Source organism: Veillonella sp. AF36-20BH, assembly GCF_003602765.1.
GTDB lineage: Bacteria > Bacillota > Negativicutes > Veillonellales > Veillonellaceae > Veillonella > Veillonella hominis.
This window is the reverse complement of record NZ_QTLR01000001.1, coordinates 281,990-301,106: the sequence shown is the minus strand read 5'-3', so window position 1 is coordinate 301,106 and position 19,117 is coordinate 281,990. Positions and strand designations below refer to the sequence as shown.

Sequence of the window (19,117 nt, the reverse complement as noted above, 5' to 3'; positions counted from 1 at the left end):
ATTAGTACGAAAATAGTAATATATATATTAATGTAATAGGAGCCGCAAATAATAAACTATCAAAGCGATCCAATACACCGCCATGACCTGGTAATAATGTACCAGAATCTTTTACATTACATAGTCGTTTAATCTTTGATTCAAACAAATCACCTAATGGTGCTAATATACCGCTAATCATACCTACATGGATTCCCATCCACCAAGGAATGCCAACGATATACGAAAATACTGCACCTGTAAGGATACAGCCGATAAATCCACCAATAAAACCTTCTAGTGTTTTATTAGGACTAATGGATGGTACTATTTTACGTTTACCAAAAGCTCGACCTGAAAAGTATGCAAAGGTATCGCTAGCCCAAGTAGTAAACAATAATAACCAAAGTGTAATAGTGCCCCAGTTATATAGTTCAAAAGGCATTGATAAATTCATGTAAATTGAATCATGACGAATCAAGAGCAATGAAGTCATACCCATACCAATATATAATAAACCAAATACACTAAAGGATACACTAGACATCGAGTACTTAGTTTCACCAAATGTACACAACATATAATTGGCAAATAAACTTAATACTAAAATAGCTATAGCTATAATATACTGATGACATGCAAGAGCAATCATTAGCAATAAAATGCTAATATATCCCCATATAATAGATATCCAAACACGTTTAGCTTTACCAAGTAATACAAACTCACGCCACCCTAATAAAGCTAAAAGTGTAATTAGCACATCATACACTAATCCACCAAATGTAATGGCCCCTAAGGCAATAATAAAACCAATAACAGCGGTAATAACACGTGTTTTTAACATTTTTTATTCCTCATCACATAAGCCACCAAATCGGCGTTCTCGTTTCTGATATGCCGCCACAGCTTCAAGTAAAGTTTCCTTAGTAAAATCTGGCCAATGCAAATCGGTAAACCAAAATTCAGCATACGCTAGTTGCCATAACAAAAAATTACTAATTCTAAAATCACTACTAGGACGAATTAATAAATCTACATCACTAAACTCTTTAGTGAATAATTGAGAACTTACATATTCTTCAGTAATTTTGTCCATTGTAATAACGCCATCCGCAACGGATTTTACAATGTCGCGGATAGTTCTAATTATTTCATCACGCCCACCATAGTTAATCGCTAACTGTAATGTGAGGCCTGTATTATTCTGAGTTAATAATTCTGCATCTTGAATGATTTTTTGTAGGTCTTCTGAAAGCCCTCCAATAAAACCAATAAATCGAATGCGTACATTATGTTCATGCATATACTTAACATTATTATTTAAGTATTCTTTTATGAGAGACATAAGTAAAGAAACTTCCTGTTCAGGACGTTTCCAGTTCTCCGTGGAGAAACCATATACCGTAAGAGCTCTAATTCCGATCTCATCTGCGGCCATAACAATTTCTTTTAACACCTCTGCACCAGCACGATGCCCCATGGAGCGCGGCATGCCTCTGCGTTTAGCCCATCGTCCATTACCATCCATAATAATAGCAACATGTTGTGGAATTATATTACGATCAATGACAGGCGTATCAGAACGTTTACGGTTAAATAATTTCTTTAGCATAGTCTACCTCGATAGAATTTCCGAAGTCGCTGGCAATCATTGGTCTATATAGTAGTATATGTAAGCACTCATCAACCTTTGTAATACGTGCCACATAAAATCCTTTATCTGAAATTTCAAAGAAGCGATTAAAGGATCCACCAATCATTACCTTAAAAGGAATATGGGCAGCCTGCAAACGAGACTTTGCAAGCTGCCATGGTATTCCAATAAGGCTATTAGAATCAAACATTATACTTCTAATACGTCCTTTTCTTTTACTGCTTTTAACTCATCGATTTGCTTAACTTTAGCATCGGTAAGCTTTTGGATTTGATCTAAACCGTCTTTAGCATCATCTTCAGTAATCGTTTTAGCTTTCTCTTCTTTTTTTAATGCTTCATTTACATCGCGACGAATGTTGCGCACTGCAACTTTTGCATCTTCAGCCTTTTTATGAACTACTTTAACGATTTCTTTACGACGTTCCTCAGTTAATTGAGGAATACTTAAACGAATTTGTGCACCATCATTACCAGGGTTCAAACCTAAATCAGATTGTAAAATTGCTTTTTCAATAGCACCAATCATTGTTTTATCCCAAGGTGCAATCACAATCATGCGAGGTTCAGGCACGGAGATATTCGCAACTTGATTAATGGGTGATGGACTTCCATAATAATCAACCATTACTTTATCAAGTAGTGCTACACTAGCACGGCCTGTACGAATAGATGCGAATTCATGTTTTAAAGCCTCAATAGACTTATTCATGCGGTCTTCTGCTTGTTGTAACAATTCTTTAATTTCCATATGAATTATTCTCCTCGAACAATGGTCCCTATTTCTTCACCTTTAGCAGCTTTTGTAATATTACCAGGAATATCCATGCTAAATACAATAATAGGAATATTGTTATCTTTACATAAAGTTGTAGATGTAGCATCCATTACTTTTAATTCTTTTGTGATAATCTCGTTATATGTTAATTCATCAAATTTAACGGCATTAGGATTTGTCTTAGGGTCAGAATCATATACGCCATCAGCAAATTTCTTTGCCATTAAAATAGCATCGGCTTCAATTTCAGCGGCCCGTAATGCAGCTGTTGTATCTGTAGAGAAGTAAGGTTTACCAAGGCCAGCACCGAAGATGACGATACGTTTTTTTTCTAAATGACGAATAGCGCGACGACGAATATAAGGTTCTGCAATTTCTTGCATTTCGATAGCCGTTTGTACACGTGTATCTACACCAGCTTGTTCTAATGCATCTTGCAATGCTAAGGAGTTCATCACTGTTGCAAGCATCCCCATATAGTCAGCAGTAGCACGATCCATACCTTGATTGCTACCAGCTAAACCTCTCCATAGGTTACCACCACCAACAACAATTGCGATTTCTAAATCAGTGGATTTTGCTAAAGCAGCAATTTCTTTTGCAAATTCTTCGACAACATCAGGATTAATACCAAAACCTTGTTCACCTGCTAATGCTTCACCACTCAACTTTAAAACAATACGTCGAAAGTTTCTTTTTGCCATATTTTTACTCCTCTATTGCAAAATAAGAGAACACTGTACGGTGTTCTCTTATTGTTTATTAATTATTTACCAACAGATGCCATTACTTCTGCTACGAAGTCATCTTGGCGTTTTTCAATGCCTTCACCTAAACCATAGCGAACAAAACGACGTACGTTGATGTTTTCACCGATTTTTGCAATACTTTCATTAATGATGTCTGTAACAGTTTTATCACCATCTTTAATGAATACTTGTTCTAATAGGCAATTTTCTTTATAGAATTTTTCGATACGGCCAGCAACCATTTTTTCTAAAACAGCTTCAGGTTTTGGTTTGCGACCAGCTTTAACGTCTTCTTCAGCTTCTACTTTAGCTTGTTCCAATAATACTTGTTTTTCGTGTTCAATAACTTCAGTAGGAACTTCTTCACGGTTCAAGTATGTAGGATTTACAGCCGCAATTTGCATTGCGATATCGCGTGCTAAATTTTGGAAATCATCAGTTTTTGCAACAAAGTCAGTTTCACAGTTAACTTCCACTAAAACACCGATACGACCACCAGCATGAATGTAGGATTGTACTACACCTTCAGCTGCAATACGACCAGCTTTTTTAGCTGCCGCAGCCAAACCTTTTTCACGAAGAAGGTCAACCGCTTTATCGATATTACCGTCAGTTTCAACCAATGCTTTTTTAGCGTCCATCATACCTGCGCCAGTCATGTCGCGCAATTCTTTTACCAAAGCAGCAGTAATTGCCATTATTTTGTTCCTCCTAGTATTAATTAAGGTAAGGATATAGTCCTTACCCCAATTATATATGTTATAGATTTATCTTTCAAATGCTAATACGACAACGATTAAGCTTTACCGTCTCTAACCATTTCAGCAGAGTCAGCTACCATGTTATCTAATGCTTCTTCGAAGGATTCGCCTTGACGACCTTCAAGAACAGCGTCAGCCATTTTACCAGCCAACAATTTAACAGCACGGATAGCGTCGTCATTTGCTGGAATTGGGAAATCAACTTCATCTGGGTCACAGTTAGTGTCAACTGTTGCAACCACTGGAATGCCCAATTTTTTAGCTTCCGCAATAGCAATTTTTTCTTTTTTAGGATCTACTACGAAAAGAGCACCTGGCATTTTAGGCATATCTTTGATACCACCAAGGTATTTTTCCAATTTATCCATTTCATGACGAAGACCGATAACTTCTTTTTTAGGCAATACTTCGAAGGTACCGTCTTCTGCCATAGCTTCCAATTGTTTTAAACGTTTAATACGAGTTTCAATTGTTTTGAAGTTAGTCAACATACCGCCCAACCAACGTTCGTTAACGAAGAACATGTTAGCACGGATAGCTTCTTCTTTAATAGCTTCTTGAGCTTGTTTTTTAGTACCCACGAACAAGATTACTTCGCCTTGGGAAGCAACTTCACGCAAGAAATTGTAAGCTTCTTCTACTTTTTTAACTGTTTTAGACAAATCAATGATATAAATACCATTGCGTTCAGTGAAGATGAATTTCGCCATTTTAGGGTTCCATCTTCTAGTCTGATGACCAAAGTGTACACCAGCCTCTAATAATTGTTTCATTGATACTACTGCCATTGTGGCACCTCCTGTTAATTAACCTCCGCCGCTTCATCCTTCGGGTCACCCAAAATTAGGCACAGTACCGAAGTCCACTGACGTGCATATTTTTCATACCTAATAATTCTAACAAAAAATCATGGCAAAAGCAAGCAAGGAGTGAGGAATTCTTTAAGTATTCCTCACTCCTTATTTTAAATACATTCTCTTTCTTATTGATGTACGATCTTATGTTCAAATTTGAATTATAGAATATTATGAAACTATTTATTTAATTATTGCGAATGGAGTCAATCATACTTGCACGATTTTCTGCTCCAAACACTGCAGAACCAGCAACTAAAACTGTAGCCCCCGCTCTTTTAATCGGTACACAAGTAATATCGTTAATACCACCGTCCACCTCAATGACTGCCGTTGAATTGTCTACTTCTTCTAACAATATCTTAGCTTGTTTAACTTTTTTTATGGCATTCTTAATAAAAGATTGTCCTCCAAATCCTGGATTCACAGACATAATTAAAATCATATCTAAATCTGCAGCTACATCTTCTAGTAGAGATACAGGTGTACTAGGATTCAATGCTACACCAGCCTTCATCCCACACTGTTTGATATGTTGAATCAAACGATGCATATGAGGTACAGTTTCTTGATGAAAAGTAAAATATTCTACACCAATTTTTGCAAATTCTTCTACATAATCACCAGGATTAGTAACCATCAAATGCACATCAAATGGTAATTTTGTATATGTACGAATTGCTTTCACAATGGGAGCACCAAAGGTTAGATTAGGAACAAAGTGTCCATCCATGATGTCGATATGTAATAAATCAGCCCCCGCTGCTTCAATAGATTTTAATTCTTCGCTTAACACCGCAAAATTTGCGGAAAGCATAGATGGTGCAATTTTTATCATATTAAAACCTCTTTCGTTGACTTTCTATATCATTACGTATAGACATATAAGCATCATATCGTCCTTGATGAATATGACCAGCTTCTAGAGCAGCTTTAATCCCACAAATGGGTTCATGTTCATGATAGCAAGGATTAAATTTACAAGTATCAACATATTCACCAAATTCTGGGAATAATGTAGGCAATCTTTCAAGGGAAACATCATTAAATTCAATAGCACTAAATCCAGGTGTATCCATGATAAAAGAATCTGCATCTAAACTATATAAAGAAGCGTGACGAGTAGTATGTTTACCACGTTTAATCTTATCACTTACCTCCCCAGTCTGGAAGGCAAATTTTGGGTCTACCGCATTTAAAAGACTACTTTTACCAACACCAGATGGTCCTGCAAAAGCCGTTACCTTATGTTGAAGTACATGACGCAAATCATCAATGCCTGTCATATTATATGTGGATGTCATCAAAACCTCATAGCCGATTGATTTATAAAGATCAACCATAGTTTCCGTCTCTGAATCCATCAAGTCACATTTATTGATACATAGTACGATAGGGATATCCGCATGTTCAATCATAACGAGCATTTTATTGAGTAATAACTCATTAATATCTGGTTCATGAGCAGCCACAACTAATACAACTTGGTCAATATTAGCTACTGCAGGGCGAACCATCGAATTATGACGTTCATGGATGGATTCAACGAACCCATCCTCCGAAATCGTAACGCGGTCCCCTACAAGTAAACTATAGCGTCCTTGCTTAAGTCTGCCACGAACCTTACATTCATGAATGGTACCTGTATCATCTTGTACATAAAAGTACCCATTCATATTTTTAACAACAATGCCTGTAATCATAGTACCTCTTATAATGCAGTTTCTTGCACTAATGCACCATTGAGGTACACCTCAATACGTACATTACCTACACCAGACACTTTTTTAACAACACGATCTCCAGGTTTATTCGTATCATCATAGATTACGGCAGAACCTTCATCATCTTTTACGACAATTTTAAGTTCTTGATTTTTAGAACCAGCTGGTACAGTAACATCTATAGTACCAGTTGTTTTATTACCACTGTTTCCTTCTTTTTTATCGGATTTCTTTTTATCATCTTTTAACTCAGTCGTAAGATTTAATGTGGAACCTTCGTCAATTTCATCGCCAGCTTTAATGCTTTGCTCTATAACCACAGATTTTTCTTCCACAGATCCAGATACTTGGTTTACACCTAGTTGAATATTACTCAATGTATCACGAGCATCTTTTAATGTCATACCAACAAGATTAGGTACTTTGACTTTCTTAGCCTTCGCTTTATTTACTACGAGATCAATTGTTGTCCCTTTAGACACTTTAGAATCTCCTGAAGGACTCTGAGCAATAATTACACCATCTTTTTTACCATCTACAGATTGTTGTGTTATTTTCCCCACAACTAAACCTAAATCTTTAAGTCGTTGACGGGCTTGATCGACAGTTAAATCAGTTAAATCTGGCACCGTAATATCGCCTACACCTTTAGAAACTACAAGGTGAATTGTCCGTTGCTCTTTAACCTTTTCTCCAGCCCCAGGTGTTTGAGAAATAACTTGACCAGCTGGCACATCAGGATTCGTAACTTCACTTGTAGACACACGCAAATGTTTATCTTCTAAGATATTTTTTGCTACAGAAACTTGTTTGCCTACCACATTAGGTACATCTACTGTTGTATTACTCCAGAAATTTCCGTAGCTTAAGAAAGCACCTAAAAATGCTACTAAAAAAATGACAGCAGCACCTAGAACGATGTATTTTTGTGGAATCGATGCAATTTTACTTAACATACTCTTCTTTTTACCCTCGTCTTTACGTTCTTCTTGAATAGTACTTAGATCTTCAAGTGCTTCAGGATCAACCGCAGGAATCATTTGTGTAGCAAAATCATATGGTTCATGACGTTGTGTTTTCCCCATTGTAAAACCTTGAGATAACCGCAAATCACTGATCATATCAGAGATAGAATCAAAACGATCTGCAGGATTTTTAGATAATGCTTTCATAACAACAGCTTCTAAAAGCGGAGGAATTGATGGATTATATCGAGTTGGAGGTTCTACCTTCTCACGAACGTGTTTTAATGCTACTGCAATTGGCGTTTCCCCTTCAAATGGCACACGACCTGTAAGCATTTCATACAATACAACACCCAATGAATAGATATCTGTATTTCCATCTACCGGTTTACCACTAGCTTGCTCTGGTGATAAATAGTGTGCAGAACCCAAAATCGAATTCGTATACATAACTGTGTTAGTTGCATTTATTGCACGAGCAATACCAAAGTCAGTTACTTTAACGCGCCCAGTATTGGTAATAATAACATTATGTGGTTTTATATCACAATGAACAATACCCATTGTATGAGCGTGTTCTAAGCCTTCAGCTATGGCAATAGTAAATTTAACAGCCTCATCTATAGACAGTTTTCCATGACGAGTTATATATTTTTTTAAGGTTTCACCATCTACATATTCCATAACAATGTAATGTAAATTTTGGTCAAAACCTACATCATACATATTTACAATATTGGGATGATTTAATTTACCTGCCGCTTGTGCTTCTCGTTTAAATCGAGTCACAAATTCATCATCATTTGCAAAATTAGCATGCAATACTTTTATTGCTACTTGTCTACCTAGTAAGGTATCTTCTCCAAGGTATACATCAGCCATTCCACCAACGCCAATTTTATCAACAATACGGTAGCGGTTATCTAGAAGTATGCCTTTTATATTCATAGTACTCATTATTTCTCCATTTCTAGATTAGATTGTTCCCACCACAATGGTCACATTATCTCCTGCTCCGACTTCATATACAGCTTCCATCAATGATTCAATAACCAACATATCATCATCCGTTGATTGTAATGCAGAGGCAATTACATCATCAGATACATAGCCACTTAATCCATCAGTGCAAAGTAAAATACGATCACCGGGAAGAATAGACTCTACACCACTATCAACCTCTAAGATTTCATCAACACCGACTGCACGGGTTAATAAATTACGTTGAGGGTGATTTAGCATTTCATCCTTTGTAATCTCTCCAGCTGTTAATAATTCTTGTACCATAGAATGATCCGTAGTAATTTGTCGTAAATGACCATCTCTATATACATACAAACGACTATCACCAACACTTGCCCAGTAAAGTTGATTACCATTTATAGCTGTAACTACAGCGGTAGTACCCATACCAGCAAGTCGTTCTTCACAAGCAACGCGATTTACAATACGTTGATTAGCGTGAATGATAGCATCACATAAGTCTTGTTGACCTATCGTTTCAAGGGAGGACAAATATTCTTTTATTTCATCTACAGCATAGGTACTTGCGATTTCACCACCGCTATAACCACCCATGCCATCAGTAACAGCACAAATATGGCCATCAATGAAAAAACGGTCCTCGTTACGCTGGCGTACAAGCCCAATTTTACTTAAACCAACAAAATTATTCATGATTCTCCTTTTTCCGACCATGAGCAGCCTTTAACTGTCCACATGCGGCTTGGATTGCATCGCCCATTTCCTTTCGTACCGTTACTGATACGCCATAGGAGCTAACGATGTCTTTAAATGTATTCATATTCGTAATAGATGGTTTATATAATTCAATATGTTCATTGCCATTAACTGGGATCAAGTTAACATGACAATTTGGGAAATCTTTACAGATTTTCCCCAAAGCATGAGCATCATCTATAGATGCATTTACAGAATCTATAAGAATATACTCAAAGGTAACACGACGCTGTGTCGTATTATAATAGTATTTTACCGCATCTAAGACTTCCGTCAATTCATAACGTGCCCCAACGGGCATAATATTACGACGAACTTCATTATTTGTAGCATGTAATGAAAGTGCTAAGGTTATTGGCAAACCTTCATCAGCTAATTTATAAATATTAGGAACCCAACCACAAGTGGAAATCGTCATCTTACGATAACTAATATTACAAATCATAGGATCATGTAGTAGTTGTAATGCTTGTAATACATTATCATAATTTTGTAACGGCTCCCCTGCGCCCATAACGACAACAGAGTGTACTTCCTCTTTAGTAAGAGCCCCAAATATGACAACTTGTCCAATAATCTCAGCGACTGTTAAATCTCTGTATAAGCCACCTTGTGTAGAAGCACAGAATACACACCCCATAGCACACCCCACTTGAGAGGAAACACATACAGAATACCCATAGTGTTGCTCCATCAAAACTGCTTCCACACGACTTTGATCTGACATCTCTACAAGTATTTTGCGAGTCTTTCCATCAGGGGCAATAGACTCTGTAATTAATGTAGGTAAAGAAATAACACAATTGTCACCTAGCCATTGACGTAAGTCTTTCGGAAATTGTGTCATGTCTTCAAAATCAAAAATATATCTATGATAGATATAGTCAATTAATTGTTTCGCTCGAAACTTTTGTATATTATGGGTCTTAAAGATAGATTGTAATTCTTCTAAAGACTTACCCAATAATTCTATCATGGTGCTCCATTTCTTATATTATGATAAGCGTTTCATGCGAGCCATAAAGAAACCATCCATATGATCTCGCGGTGGATAGGTTGTAATCATACCATCTATAGCTTGTGGTGCCCCTTTATATGATACAGGATCGATGATAAAGTTCTTATGAATTGCCAAGAATTTATTTAGAACAGCTTCATTTTCACCACTATTCATAGTACATGTGGAATATACTAAATATCCATTAACCTTAACCATTTCAGAAGCTTTTTCTAATATTTCAAGTTGTAACAGCGGCAACTCAATAAGTAAAGACTCTGTTTTACGCCAACGCATGTCTAATTTCTTTTGTAATATACCTAGACCAGAACAAGGAGCATCAACTAAGACGCGATCAAATTGTTCTTTCCAATTATCAGGAAGATAACGACCATCTTGAAGCTTAGTAGAAATAATAGATACACCTAATCGCTCAGCATTTTGATTAATCAGTTCTAATTTATGGTCGTAAATATCACAACTCATAATAGCTCCTGTATTATTCATAAGACTTGCCATATGCATAGACTTGCCACCTGGTGCAGCACAACAGTCTAAGATACGCTCTCCTGGTTGAGGATCTACCACATGGGCTACTAACATAGATGCTTTATCCATAAAAGTAATATGACCTTCTAAAACAGGTTTAGCTTTTTCTAAATGACCTTGATGTCCATCAATATAAACTACTTCAGGAATATATGTATCCTGTTCTACAATCCAATCTAAATCTTCTAATTCTTTTAAACAATCCTCAATAGATACTTTCACTGTATTTATGCGAGCCGTCAAACGAGGTTGTTCATTAAACCAAGAACAAAGATCTACGGTCTTATCTTTTCCCATTTCTTTTATCCATAAGTTGACAAGCCATAATGGTTGATTGTAGATAAAGGAAATTTCTTCAGCTTCGGACTTAGCTAGTTCACCGATAGAAATGCTATCACTTTCACGTAAAACCGAACGCAAAACAGCATTTACAAAACCAGATAAACCTCTAGTTAGCTTTTTGGCGAGTTTAACAGATTCGTTAACAGCCGCACTTTCAGGAACCTTATCCATATAGATAATTTGATAAATACCAAGTCTAAGGATTTCCACAACCATAGAAGATAGTTTCTTTAAGGGTCGCTTTGCAAAGTGAACAATAATAGCATCCAAGTAATTTTTTCTACGAATGACCCCATACACAAGTTCAGTAAAGAATCTTCGATCTAAATCGGATAGATGATATTTCTGTAAATACTCTTGCAACTTTATATTTGCATAAGCACCATTGCGATTAATTTCACTCAATGCTTTTACAGCGAGCAATCGAATATTTTGTTGTTGATTAGTCTTTACCTCTATCATTACTATTCCTACCAATCAATTGTTCTACTACTGCTCGAACACGTTCAGAATCGACTGTTGTATTACAACATGGCCCATTAGGACGTTCATTTAATACCCCAATAACTGGAATGGGAAATACATCAGCCATTCCACTTGCTAAATCTCGTTCGCAAGCTATTGCTACAATAGCTTTTGGCCGTGCTTCCTTTACCTTCATCCGCGCTAAGGTGCCTCCAGTGACAACTATAAATTGACAACCATAGTCCTTAGCCACTTGCAACAAATTACCAACCTGGCATCGCCCACACTGCTTACAATTATATACATCATGTGTAACCTTATGAACACACGAACTTTCTTGTAAACAGTGAGGAGTTAATAATAATATACGTTCTGGATCTACCGTATACATATCTAGCATTACTAAATGATTGATTAAATCAATCATAGACTGGCGGAGTTGATCCTTAGTAACCCCTCTCACCTTACCAATCGCCAAAGTTAATGGAAATAATCCATAAATAAACTGATTGGCTAGTCTTAAAACAATAGGATGTAACCTTATAATACCTGTGCTAGCAACAATTAAAGATAAGCACAAAATCCATATAATAGCAATAAGTATAGATATAACTACACTACTTATAATTGATGCAAATGGATGCAATTGTAAAAGTCCTGGTTCTAATATATACATTAGAAAGGCTAGTACTGCTGTGAGCAAAGCACATGTAATAGTTGATAAAATCAAGTATAACGGATACGTTTCGTACTGCTTATATTGAGTCCCCAAAAACGATACCTTCCTTTATTTGATGACCATTTATAAAATCAATTGCAGAAATGCGTTTTTTATTTTCTGGTTGGACTTCTGTTAATAGAATTATATTTCCATCACCACAAAATACACCTAAACCGGCTATTTTAGATACGATTGTACCAGGCACAGTTGTGGCTGATATAGCAATTGGTACATGTTTACCATGGACATCTATCAAACAGTGAGTCGTATCACTGGGAACCACTTCTCCAGACCATACTTTTAAACGTTTTCCATCGAGATATGTATAACATCCAGGTGCTGGATTAAGTCCTCTAATGAGATTTGCAATTTCATTAGCCGGCTTAGACCAGTCGATCTGCCCCATTTCCTTTGTAATCTTAGTAGTATGTGTAGCCATTGAATCATCTTGTGGTGTAGCCACAATTTCTCCATTAACCCAACGAGTTAATACAGGCACTATAGTTTCACCCCCCAGTACAGCTATACGTTCAAATAACTGTCCTGTCGTTTCACCGGGTAAAATATCTATCTCCACAATGTCAATGATATCACCTGTATCAAGGCCATCATCCATATGCATTATGGTAACACCCGTTTTAGAGTCTCCATTAAGAATTGCATAATGAATTGGCGCAGCGCCTCTATAACTAGGTAAAATAGAGGCATGAACATTAATACAACCATATTGCGGCAATCGAATAAGCCAAGGAGGTAATATTTTACCATACGCAATAACAATCACTACATCTGGTTGTAATGCTTCTAATTCGGCTCTCACTTGTTCATCACGCAAAGTGACTGGTTGATATACAGGCAAGTCATGCTCTAAAGCAGCTACTTTTACAGGGGGCATTTGAACTTGTTTACCACGCCCTTTTTGTTTATCAGGCTGGCAATACACACCGACAATAGAATGACCAGCTTGAATCAAAGCCTCTAAGGTAGGCACAGAAAAGTCTGGTGTCCCCATAAAAACGATGCGTAATTGTTTATTATCAGACAATTTCTTTCTCCTCTGGATGATCAGTAATTAATCGTAAGTTAGTTGCTTTTTCAATAAACAAATGACCTTCCAAGTGATCAATTTCATGTTGGAAAATACGCGCCAAAAAACCTTCAGCTTTTATAGTTACCTTCTTATTATGTGGATCAATACCTTTAACAGTGACTTTATTAAATCGTTCCACATCTCCGAAATATCCTGGCACACTTAAGCATCCTTCAGGTCCAACTTGAGAACCTTCAGCATGAGTGATTTCAGGGTTAATTAGCGCAATAAGACCACTACCAGATTGGTCATCTACAACGATAATACGTTTAGCTACAGCCACTTGAGGTGCTGCAAGACCAACCCCTTCAGTCTTATACATAGTTTCAGCCATATCATCGATAAGGGCTCTAAGTTTTTTATTAACATGTTCTACAGGTTCCGCCACTTGTTTTAAAACGGGATGACCTGCTTTCACAACATCTAATACAGCCATTGATACTCCTACACTACACGGGATCCACGTCAATCAGCAGTCCTTCTTGCGTGAAAATCCATGAGTTATATATATATTCTTTCAAATTCGTTAAATCTGTACCGCGAATCATAATAGCTAAACGATACATATCGCGCACTTTTTTTATAGGCGCTTCATAAGGACCATTAATCAAAATATCCTGATTTCCTTTATAAGACTCCAAGTCATCGACAATACGATTTGCTATAGACTCTAATGTTTTCATATCTTGATGACGCACAACCATATGAATCATTTCGCGAAATGGAGGATATCCTAAAGATTTACGGTTTTGAATTTCTTCATTGTAAAAGCCTATATAATCATGAGCCTTACTCTTTATTATAGCATAATTTAAAGGATTATATGTTTGTATTACAACGCTACCCGGTTTTTCACCCCTACCGGCACGTCCAGACGTTTGAGTAAGTAAATCAAAAGTTCGTTCTGAAGCTGTATAAACAGGAATATTCAAAACTGAATCGGCTGTTAAAATACCAACAGCTGTTACATCTTTAAAGTCATGACCTTTAGATACCATTTGTGTTCCCAACAAAATATCATATTTATGAGCTCCAAAGTCATGTAAAATATCTTCTGCTAATTGCTTATTTTTTGTCACATCTTGATCAAGACGAGCAATGCGAGCCGATTTAAAGTGACGACGTAACTCTTCCTCTACCTTTTGTGTGCCTGAACCAAAAAACTTAATCCTCTTACTATTACATTTGGGACAAACAGTTGGAATTGGTTCATGATGTTCACAATAATGACAACGCAATTCTTCACCAGCTTGGTGATAAACCATAGCTACATCACAATGAGGACACATAATAGTTTCCCCACAATCCCGGCACATAACAAAAGTATTATAACCACGTCTATTTAACAGAATAATCATTTGATTATGCTCATCTAATGTATGTTGAATTAAGCGACTCATGGCATCAGAAAAAACGGAGTAATTTCCATGAAGAATTTCTTCCTTCATATCTACTATAGTAACCTTCGGCATAGATTGCTCAAAAATGCGATTTGGCAACTCTAGTAAATGATACTCCCCTTGCTTAGCTTTATAGTACGAAGTAACAGATGGTGTAGCAGAACCTAAAATAACGGGACAACCATGTGCCTCAGCACGCCACAATGCCACGTTACGTGCATGATATCGAACCATATCCTCTTGTTTATAAGATGTATCATGTTCTTCATCGACCACAATAAGGCCGATATCCTCAGCTGGCGCAAATACGGCAGAACGAGCGCCAATAATAATGTGACTATCCTTACGGCGCAAACGCTCCCAATTATTGTTCCGTTGTTGTACCGTCAATTTACTATGAAATACTACGACTTCGTCACCAAAAGTTTCTACAAATCGTTTCACAATTTGATCAGTCAATATAATTTCAGGTACTAAAATAATAGCCGTCTTATCCTGACTAATACATCTTGCTGTAGCACGTAAATATAATTGAGTCTTACCACTACCAGTGACACCATGAAGTAAAAAGGTTTTATGTTCATGGCTATTCATTGCATCTTGTATTGGTCCATATACAGCTTGTTGAGCTTCAGTAAGAGGAATATTAACTTCTTCTGTTAAAAGCTCATCAAATGTTGTTTTTGTGGCTTTAAAACGAGCTTCAACGACAATACCTTTAGCTTCACTCACTTGTTTAATGACCATACGAGAATAGCCTTTAGCTAGTAGTAATGCCTTAGATGCTCCGCCCACTTCAAGTAAGTATTTTGCTAATTCTCGTTGCTTCTTTTTTCGTTCACTAAATTGTGCCACCGAAAATTCTGGCATGACTACTAACCATTCTTCCTTTGGTGCCTCGTAAGATTTTAATGTCTTATTCACTGTAAACAATCGCAATGCATCGCCATAAGAGAATAAATAATACTCATTTAGACGGCGGGCCGTATCCATCATTTTCGGTGTAAACCAAGGTTCGCTATCTAATACTTGCACAATATTTCGTAAAGTGAACTCTGGTGGCTCAACTAACTCGTCGTAACCAATAAGAATGCCTTCTTCACGACTATGTCCTAAAGGAATGAGTACGCGCGTACCAGGTAAGACATTACCAAACTTTTCAGGCATTAAATAGCTCAAAGGTTTATGAAGTTGTTTGGCCGGTCTGTTAATTATAACTTGTGCTACGCGCATACATTTTTTCCTTTCGTTTATTATAAAAGGTCTCAGTAGAAATTCTACCAAGACCTTTTGTATTATAAGCCAGCTTCTTCTTTTAGAATTTGTGCTTTATCTGTACGTTCCCAAGGTAAATCCACATCAGTTCTACCAAAGTGACCATACGCTGCAGTTTTGCGATAATGAGGCTTTAACAAATCAAGCATTTCAATGATTCCTGCTGGACGAAGGTCGAAATGTTTTTTAACAAGCTCTTGAATTTTTGTTTCCTCTATGCGACCTGTACCAAAAGTATCAACTAAAATAGATACAGGATGAGCAACCCCAATTGCATAAGCAACTTGCACTTCACATTTATCAGCAAGACCTGCTGCTACAACATTTTTAGCTACATAACGCGCTGCGTATGCTGCAGAACGGTCCACCTTAGATGGATCCTTACCAGAAAATGCACCGCCACCATGACGGGCCATACCACCGTATGTATCTACAATAATTTTACGGCCAGTTAAACCAGCATCTCCATGAGGTCCTCCAATTACGAAACGACCAGTTGGATTGATGAAGTATTTAGTATTTTCATCAACGAATTCAGCAGGCAACGCTGCGTCAATTACATAACGCTTCAAATCGGCTTTAATTTGTTCTTGGGTAACTTCAGGGCTATGTTGCGTAGAAATAACAATTGTATCAATGCGCTTAGGTTTACCATCAACATATTCTACAGTAACTTGAGTCTTACCGTCTGGACGTAAGTAAGTTAAGGTCCCATCCTTACGAACTTCTGTAAGTCGACGAGATAAACGATGTGCCAAGGAAATTGGCAAAGGCATGAGTTCAGGTGTTTCATTAGATGCATAGCCAAACATCATACCTTGGTCACCAGCACCGATTTTATCAAGCACTTCACCATTGCCATCTTTTGATTCAAGTGCTTCATCAACACCCATGGCGATATCCGCAGATTGTTCATCGATGGATACAAGTACACCACAAGTATCACAATCAAAACCAAATTTTGCACGAGTATAACCAATTTCACGAATTGTATCACGTACGATGCGAGGAATATCTACATATGTGTGAGTAGAAATTTCACCTACTACATGAACTAAACCAGTAGTAACTAAAGTTTCACAAGCCACACGAGCAGTTGGATCCTTTTCAATAATCGCATCCAAAACAGCATCAGAAATTTGGTCAGCTATTTTATCTGGATGGCCTTCAGTAACAGATTCAGAAGTAAAAAACATATGTTTTTCAGCCATTTTATCCTCCTAATACGAAAAAAAGTCTCTCATGCACTCATGAGAGACCCTCCCATCTAACGACATTTGTCATAGGAATTAGCACCTTTTCCGCTTGGAATGGTTGCTGTAGCTTCACAGGGCCTATCCCTCCACTACTCTTGATGAGTTACAGAAATATTATAGTGTATTTACAGTGAGAAAGCAAGTCATTATTATACCTCTCTTGCCTCTTTTAAAGCTAAATCATGTTCAGCCTTATGAAGGGCACTTTCAAACTGACGATACATATGATGACGGCCCAGAATATCCAAGAAATCAGATTTATACATCTCTCTACGTATATCGTAACTCACATCACTAAGCAAAACTTCTATGCCTCTTTTTTGAAGTTCTTCAATAATACCTCGTAAAATACGTAAACCCGTTAAATCTACAAATGGTACTTTTACAAAACGAATGATTAAATATTTAGGATCTTTATGTATAGAGTTTAACGCTCTATCAAATGCACTTATAGCACCAAAGAATAATGGGCCTTCTACAGTGTATACCATTATTTCTGGATGGATTGTAATCTCATGCCTAATCTGTGCTGATAATTCGGCACTACTTGCTTCATGCACATCAATTGTATTAACCATTTTGCGCATAAACTGCAACACTGCAAGTACTACACCTACATTTACAGCTACTACTAAATCCGTAAAAATAGTCAGGAAAAAGGTAAGCAATAATATTATTTGATCTGGACGAGGTGCGAGAATAAGCATTCGTATAAAACGTGGTACATCACTCATATTGTAGGCTACTACAAATAATATGGCTGCCATAGATGCCAACGGAATATACACTGCATATGGGGCTAAAAATAAAAGAATGGCACCTAATGTAATGGCATGAACAATACCTGCCACCGGAGAATTACCACCTTGACGAATATTTGTAGCAGTTCGCGCAATAGCACCGGTTGATGCAATTCCACCAAACAATGGCGCAAATATATTAGCTAATCCTTGTCCAAATAATTCAGTATTAGATTCATGCTTGGTGCCACTCATACCATCAGCAACAACTGCAGACAATAAGGATTCAATAGCGCCTAGCATGGCAATTGTAAAAGCCGGCCCGATTAAGGATAAGATTTTATCAAAACTCAATTTTGGTACAGAAAATTCTGGCAAATCTTGAGGTATGCCACCAAATGCACTACCAATGGTTAAAACCGTAGGAAATTGGTAGATAGCTTGAATAACCGTAGCAACAATCATAGCTACAATGGGAGCTGGAACTTTATTAATATATGGGATTTTAGGTAAAACTAACAGTAGACTTAAGCTTAAGAGTGCAATCCCCAATGTAGGTAAGTCAGAGTATGGTAAGGACTGAATCATAGCCCATAATTTTTCATGGAAATGAGCCATATAAGGCAACGGTGGAAATCCAAAGAAATATGGCCATTGCCCTACCCAGATCGTAACACCAATACCTGCTGTAAAACCCATAATAACAGGTGTCGGTATAAACCGAATGACTGTCCCTAACTTTGCAACGCTCATTAAAACCAGAATAATCCCTGCCATCATGGTCGCAATTTGTAAACCTTCAAAGCCATAATTGACAACGATACTGCTCAATAGAACGATAAATGCCCCTGTAGGGCCTGCAATCTGAACAGGGGAGCCACCAAACAAGGATACAAATATACCTGCAATGATTGCCGTATAAATGCCCGCTTGCGGTGTAACTCCACTAGCAATAGCAAAGGCCATTGCTAGAGGCAGAGCCACAACCCCTACGACCAATCCGGCGATAATATTATTACTCCATTTTCCCTTTCCTAAGGAGCCCTCTAAATACGCTTTTTGTATAGCAAACATAT

The 19,117-nt window shown here is 37.2% G+C and carries 19 protein-coding genes and 1 riboswitch; all 19 genes read right to left on the bottom strand.

Going from position 1 to position 19,117, the window contains the following annotated elements; genetic code table 11:
* Position 1: 1 nt before the first annotated feature.
* Positions 2-826 (bottom strand): phosphatidate cytidylyltransferase, encoded by an 825-nt coding sequence (locus DW000_RS01505; RefSeq protein ID WP_120054749.1) that lies wholly within the window; start codon positions 824-826, stop codon positions 2-4.
* A 3-nt stretch (positions 827-829) separates the two neighbouring features.
* Positions 830-1,594 (bottom strand): isoprenyl transferase, encoded by a 765-nt coding sequence (locus DW000_RS01500; protein WP_120054748.1) that lies wholly within the window; start codon positions 1,592-1,594, stop codon positions 830-832.
* The gene (locus tag DW000_RS01495; RefSeq protein ID WP_004697100.1) at positions 1,575-1,826 is read right to left on the bottom strand and encodes a hypothetical protein; all 252 of its coding nucleotides are present in this window, start codon (positions 1,824-1,826) and stop codon (positions 1,575-1,577) included. Before DW000_RS01495 ends, DW000_RS01500 begins: the two co-directional genes overlap by 20 nt.
* Entirely contained in the window at positions 1,826-2,386 is a 561-nt protein-coding gene (gene frr / locus DW000_RS01490; RefSeq protein ID WP_004695693.1) for a ribosome recycling factor, read from the bottom strand. The genes DW000_RS01495 and frr overlap by 1 nt, the downstream gene beginning before the upstream one ends.
* A gap of 5 nt (positions 2,387-2,391) precedes the next feature.
* Positions 2,392-3,117 carry a UMP kinase gene (gene pyrH / locus DW000_RS01485; protein ID WP_004697414.1) on the bottom strand — a complete coding sequence of 242 codons (726 nt, stop codon included), beginning with the start codon at positions 3,115-3,117 and terminating at the stop codon, positions 2,392-2,394.
* 62 nt (positions 3,118-3,179) lie between these two features.
* Positions 3,180-3,860, bottom strand: a complete 681-nt coding sequence (gene tsf, locus DW000_RS01480) for a translation elongation factor Ts (RefSeq protein WP_004695689.1) — start codon at positions 3,858-3,860, stop codon at positions 3,180-3,182.
* 98 nt (positions 3,861-3,958) lie between these two features.
* On the bottom strand, positions 3,959-4,711 hold the full coding sequence (gene rpsB / locus DW000_RS01475; protein WP_004695687.1) for a 30S ribosomal protein S2: 753 nt from the start codon (positions 4,709-4,711) through the stop codon (positions 3,959-3,961).
* Positions 4,712-4,964: 253 nt separating this feature from the next.
* On the bottom strand, positions 4,965-5,615 hold the full coding sequence (gene rpe / locus DW000_RS01470; protein ID WP_120054747.1) for a ribulose-phosphate 3-epimerase: 651 nt from the start codon (positions 5,613-5,615) through the stop codon (positions 4,965-4,967).
* A gap of 1 nt (position 5,616) precedes the next feature.
* The gene (gene rsgA, locus DW000_RS01465; protein WP_008600844.1) at positions 5,617-6,480 is read right to left on the bottom strand and encodes a ribosome small subunit-dependent GTPase A; all 864 of its coding nucleotides are present in this window, start codon (positions 6,478-6,480) and stop codon (positions 5,617-5,619) included.
* Positions 6,481-6,488: 8 nt separating this feature from the next.
* A complete protein-coding gene (gene pknB, locus DW000_RS01460) occupies positions 6,489-8,414 on the bottom strand; it encodes a Stk1 family PASTA domain-containing Ser/Thr kinase (protein WP_165850971.1) in 1,926 nt (641 codons plus the stop codon).
* A gap of 27 nt (positions 8,415-8,441) precedes the next feature.
* Positions 8,442-9,143, bottom strand: coding sequence for a Stp1/IreP family PP2C-type Ser/Thr phosphatase (locus DW000_RS01455; RefSeq protein ID WP_004697417.1), 702 nt, complete (start codon positions 9,141-9,143; stop codon positions 8,442-8,444).
* The gene (gene rlmN, locus DW000_RS01450) at positions 9,136-10,182 is read right to left on the bottom strand and encodes a 23S rRNA (adenine(2503)-C(2))-methyltransferase RlmN (protein ID WP_120054745.1); all 1,047 of its coding nucleotides are present in this window, start codon (positions 10,180-10,182) and stop codon (positions 9,136-9,138) included. Before rlmN ends, DW000_RS01455 begins: the two co-directional genes overlap by 8 nt.
* Before the next feature lie 18 nt (positions 10,183-10,200).
* A complete protein-coding gene (rsmB, locus tag DW000_RS01445) occupies positions 10,201-11,556 on the bottom strand; it encodes a 16S rRNA (cytosine(967)-C(5))-methyltransferase RsmB (RefSeq protein ID WP_120054744.1) in 1,356 nt (451 codons plus the stop codon).
* Complete coding sequence (locus tag DW000_RS01440) at positions 11,537-12,331, bottom strand: DUF116 domain-containing protein (RefSeq protein WP_004695673.1); 795 nt, start codon at positions 12,329-12,331, stop codon at positions 11,537-11,539. Before DW000_RS01440 ends, rsmB begins: the two co-directional genes overlap by 20 nt.
* Positions 12,315-13,325: a methionyl-tRNA formyltransferase gene (fmt, locus tag DW000_RS01435; RefSeq protein WP_004695671.1), complete on the bottom strand. Its 1,011-nt coding sequence runs from the start codon at positions 13,323-13,325 to the stop codon at positions 12,315-12,317. The genes DW000_RS01440 and fmt overlap by 17 nt, the downstream gene beginning before the upstream one ends.
* Positions 13,318-13,806, bottom strand: coding sequence for a peptide deformylase (def, locus tag DW000_RS01430; protein WP_004695669.1), 489 nt, complete (start codon positions 13,804-13,806; stop codon positions 13,318-13,320). The genes fmt and def overlap by 8 nt, the downstream gene beginning before the upstream one ends.
* A gap of 13 nt (positions 13,807-13,819) precedes the next feature.
* Positions 13,820-16,003, bottom strand: coding sequence for a primosomal protein N' (gene priA, locus DW000_RS01425; RefSeq protein WP_120054743.1), 2,184 nt, complete (start codon positions 16,001-16,003; stop codon positions 13,820-13,822).
* A gap of 62 nt (positions 16,004-16,065) precedes the next feature.
* Positions 16,066-17,256 (bottom strand): methionine adenosyltransferase, encoded by a 1,191-nt coding sequence (gene metK, locus DW000_RS01420; RefSeq protein WP_004695665.1) that lies wholly within the window; start codon positions 17,254-17,256, stop codon positions 16,066-16,068.
* 49 nt (positions 17,257-17,305) lie between these two features.
* Positions 17,306-17,406: riboswitch (SAM riboswitch) on the bottom strand.
* Positions 17,407-17,450: 44 nt separating this feature from the next.
* On the bottom strand, positions 17,451-19,115 hold the full coding sequence (locus DW000_RS01415; RefSeq protein WP_120054742.1) for a SulP family inorganic anion transporter: 1,665 nt from the start codon (positions 19,113-19,115) through the stop codon (positions 17,451-17,453).
* Positions 19,116-19,117: the final 2 nt, after the last annotated feature.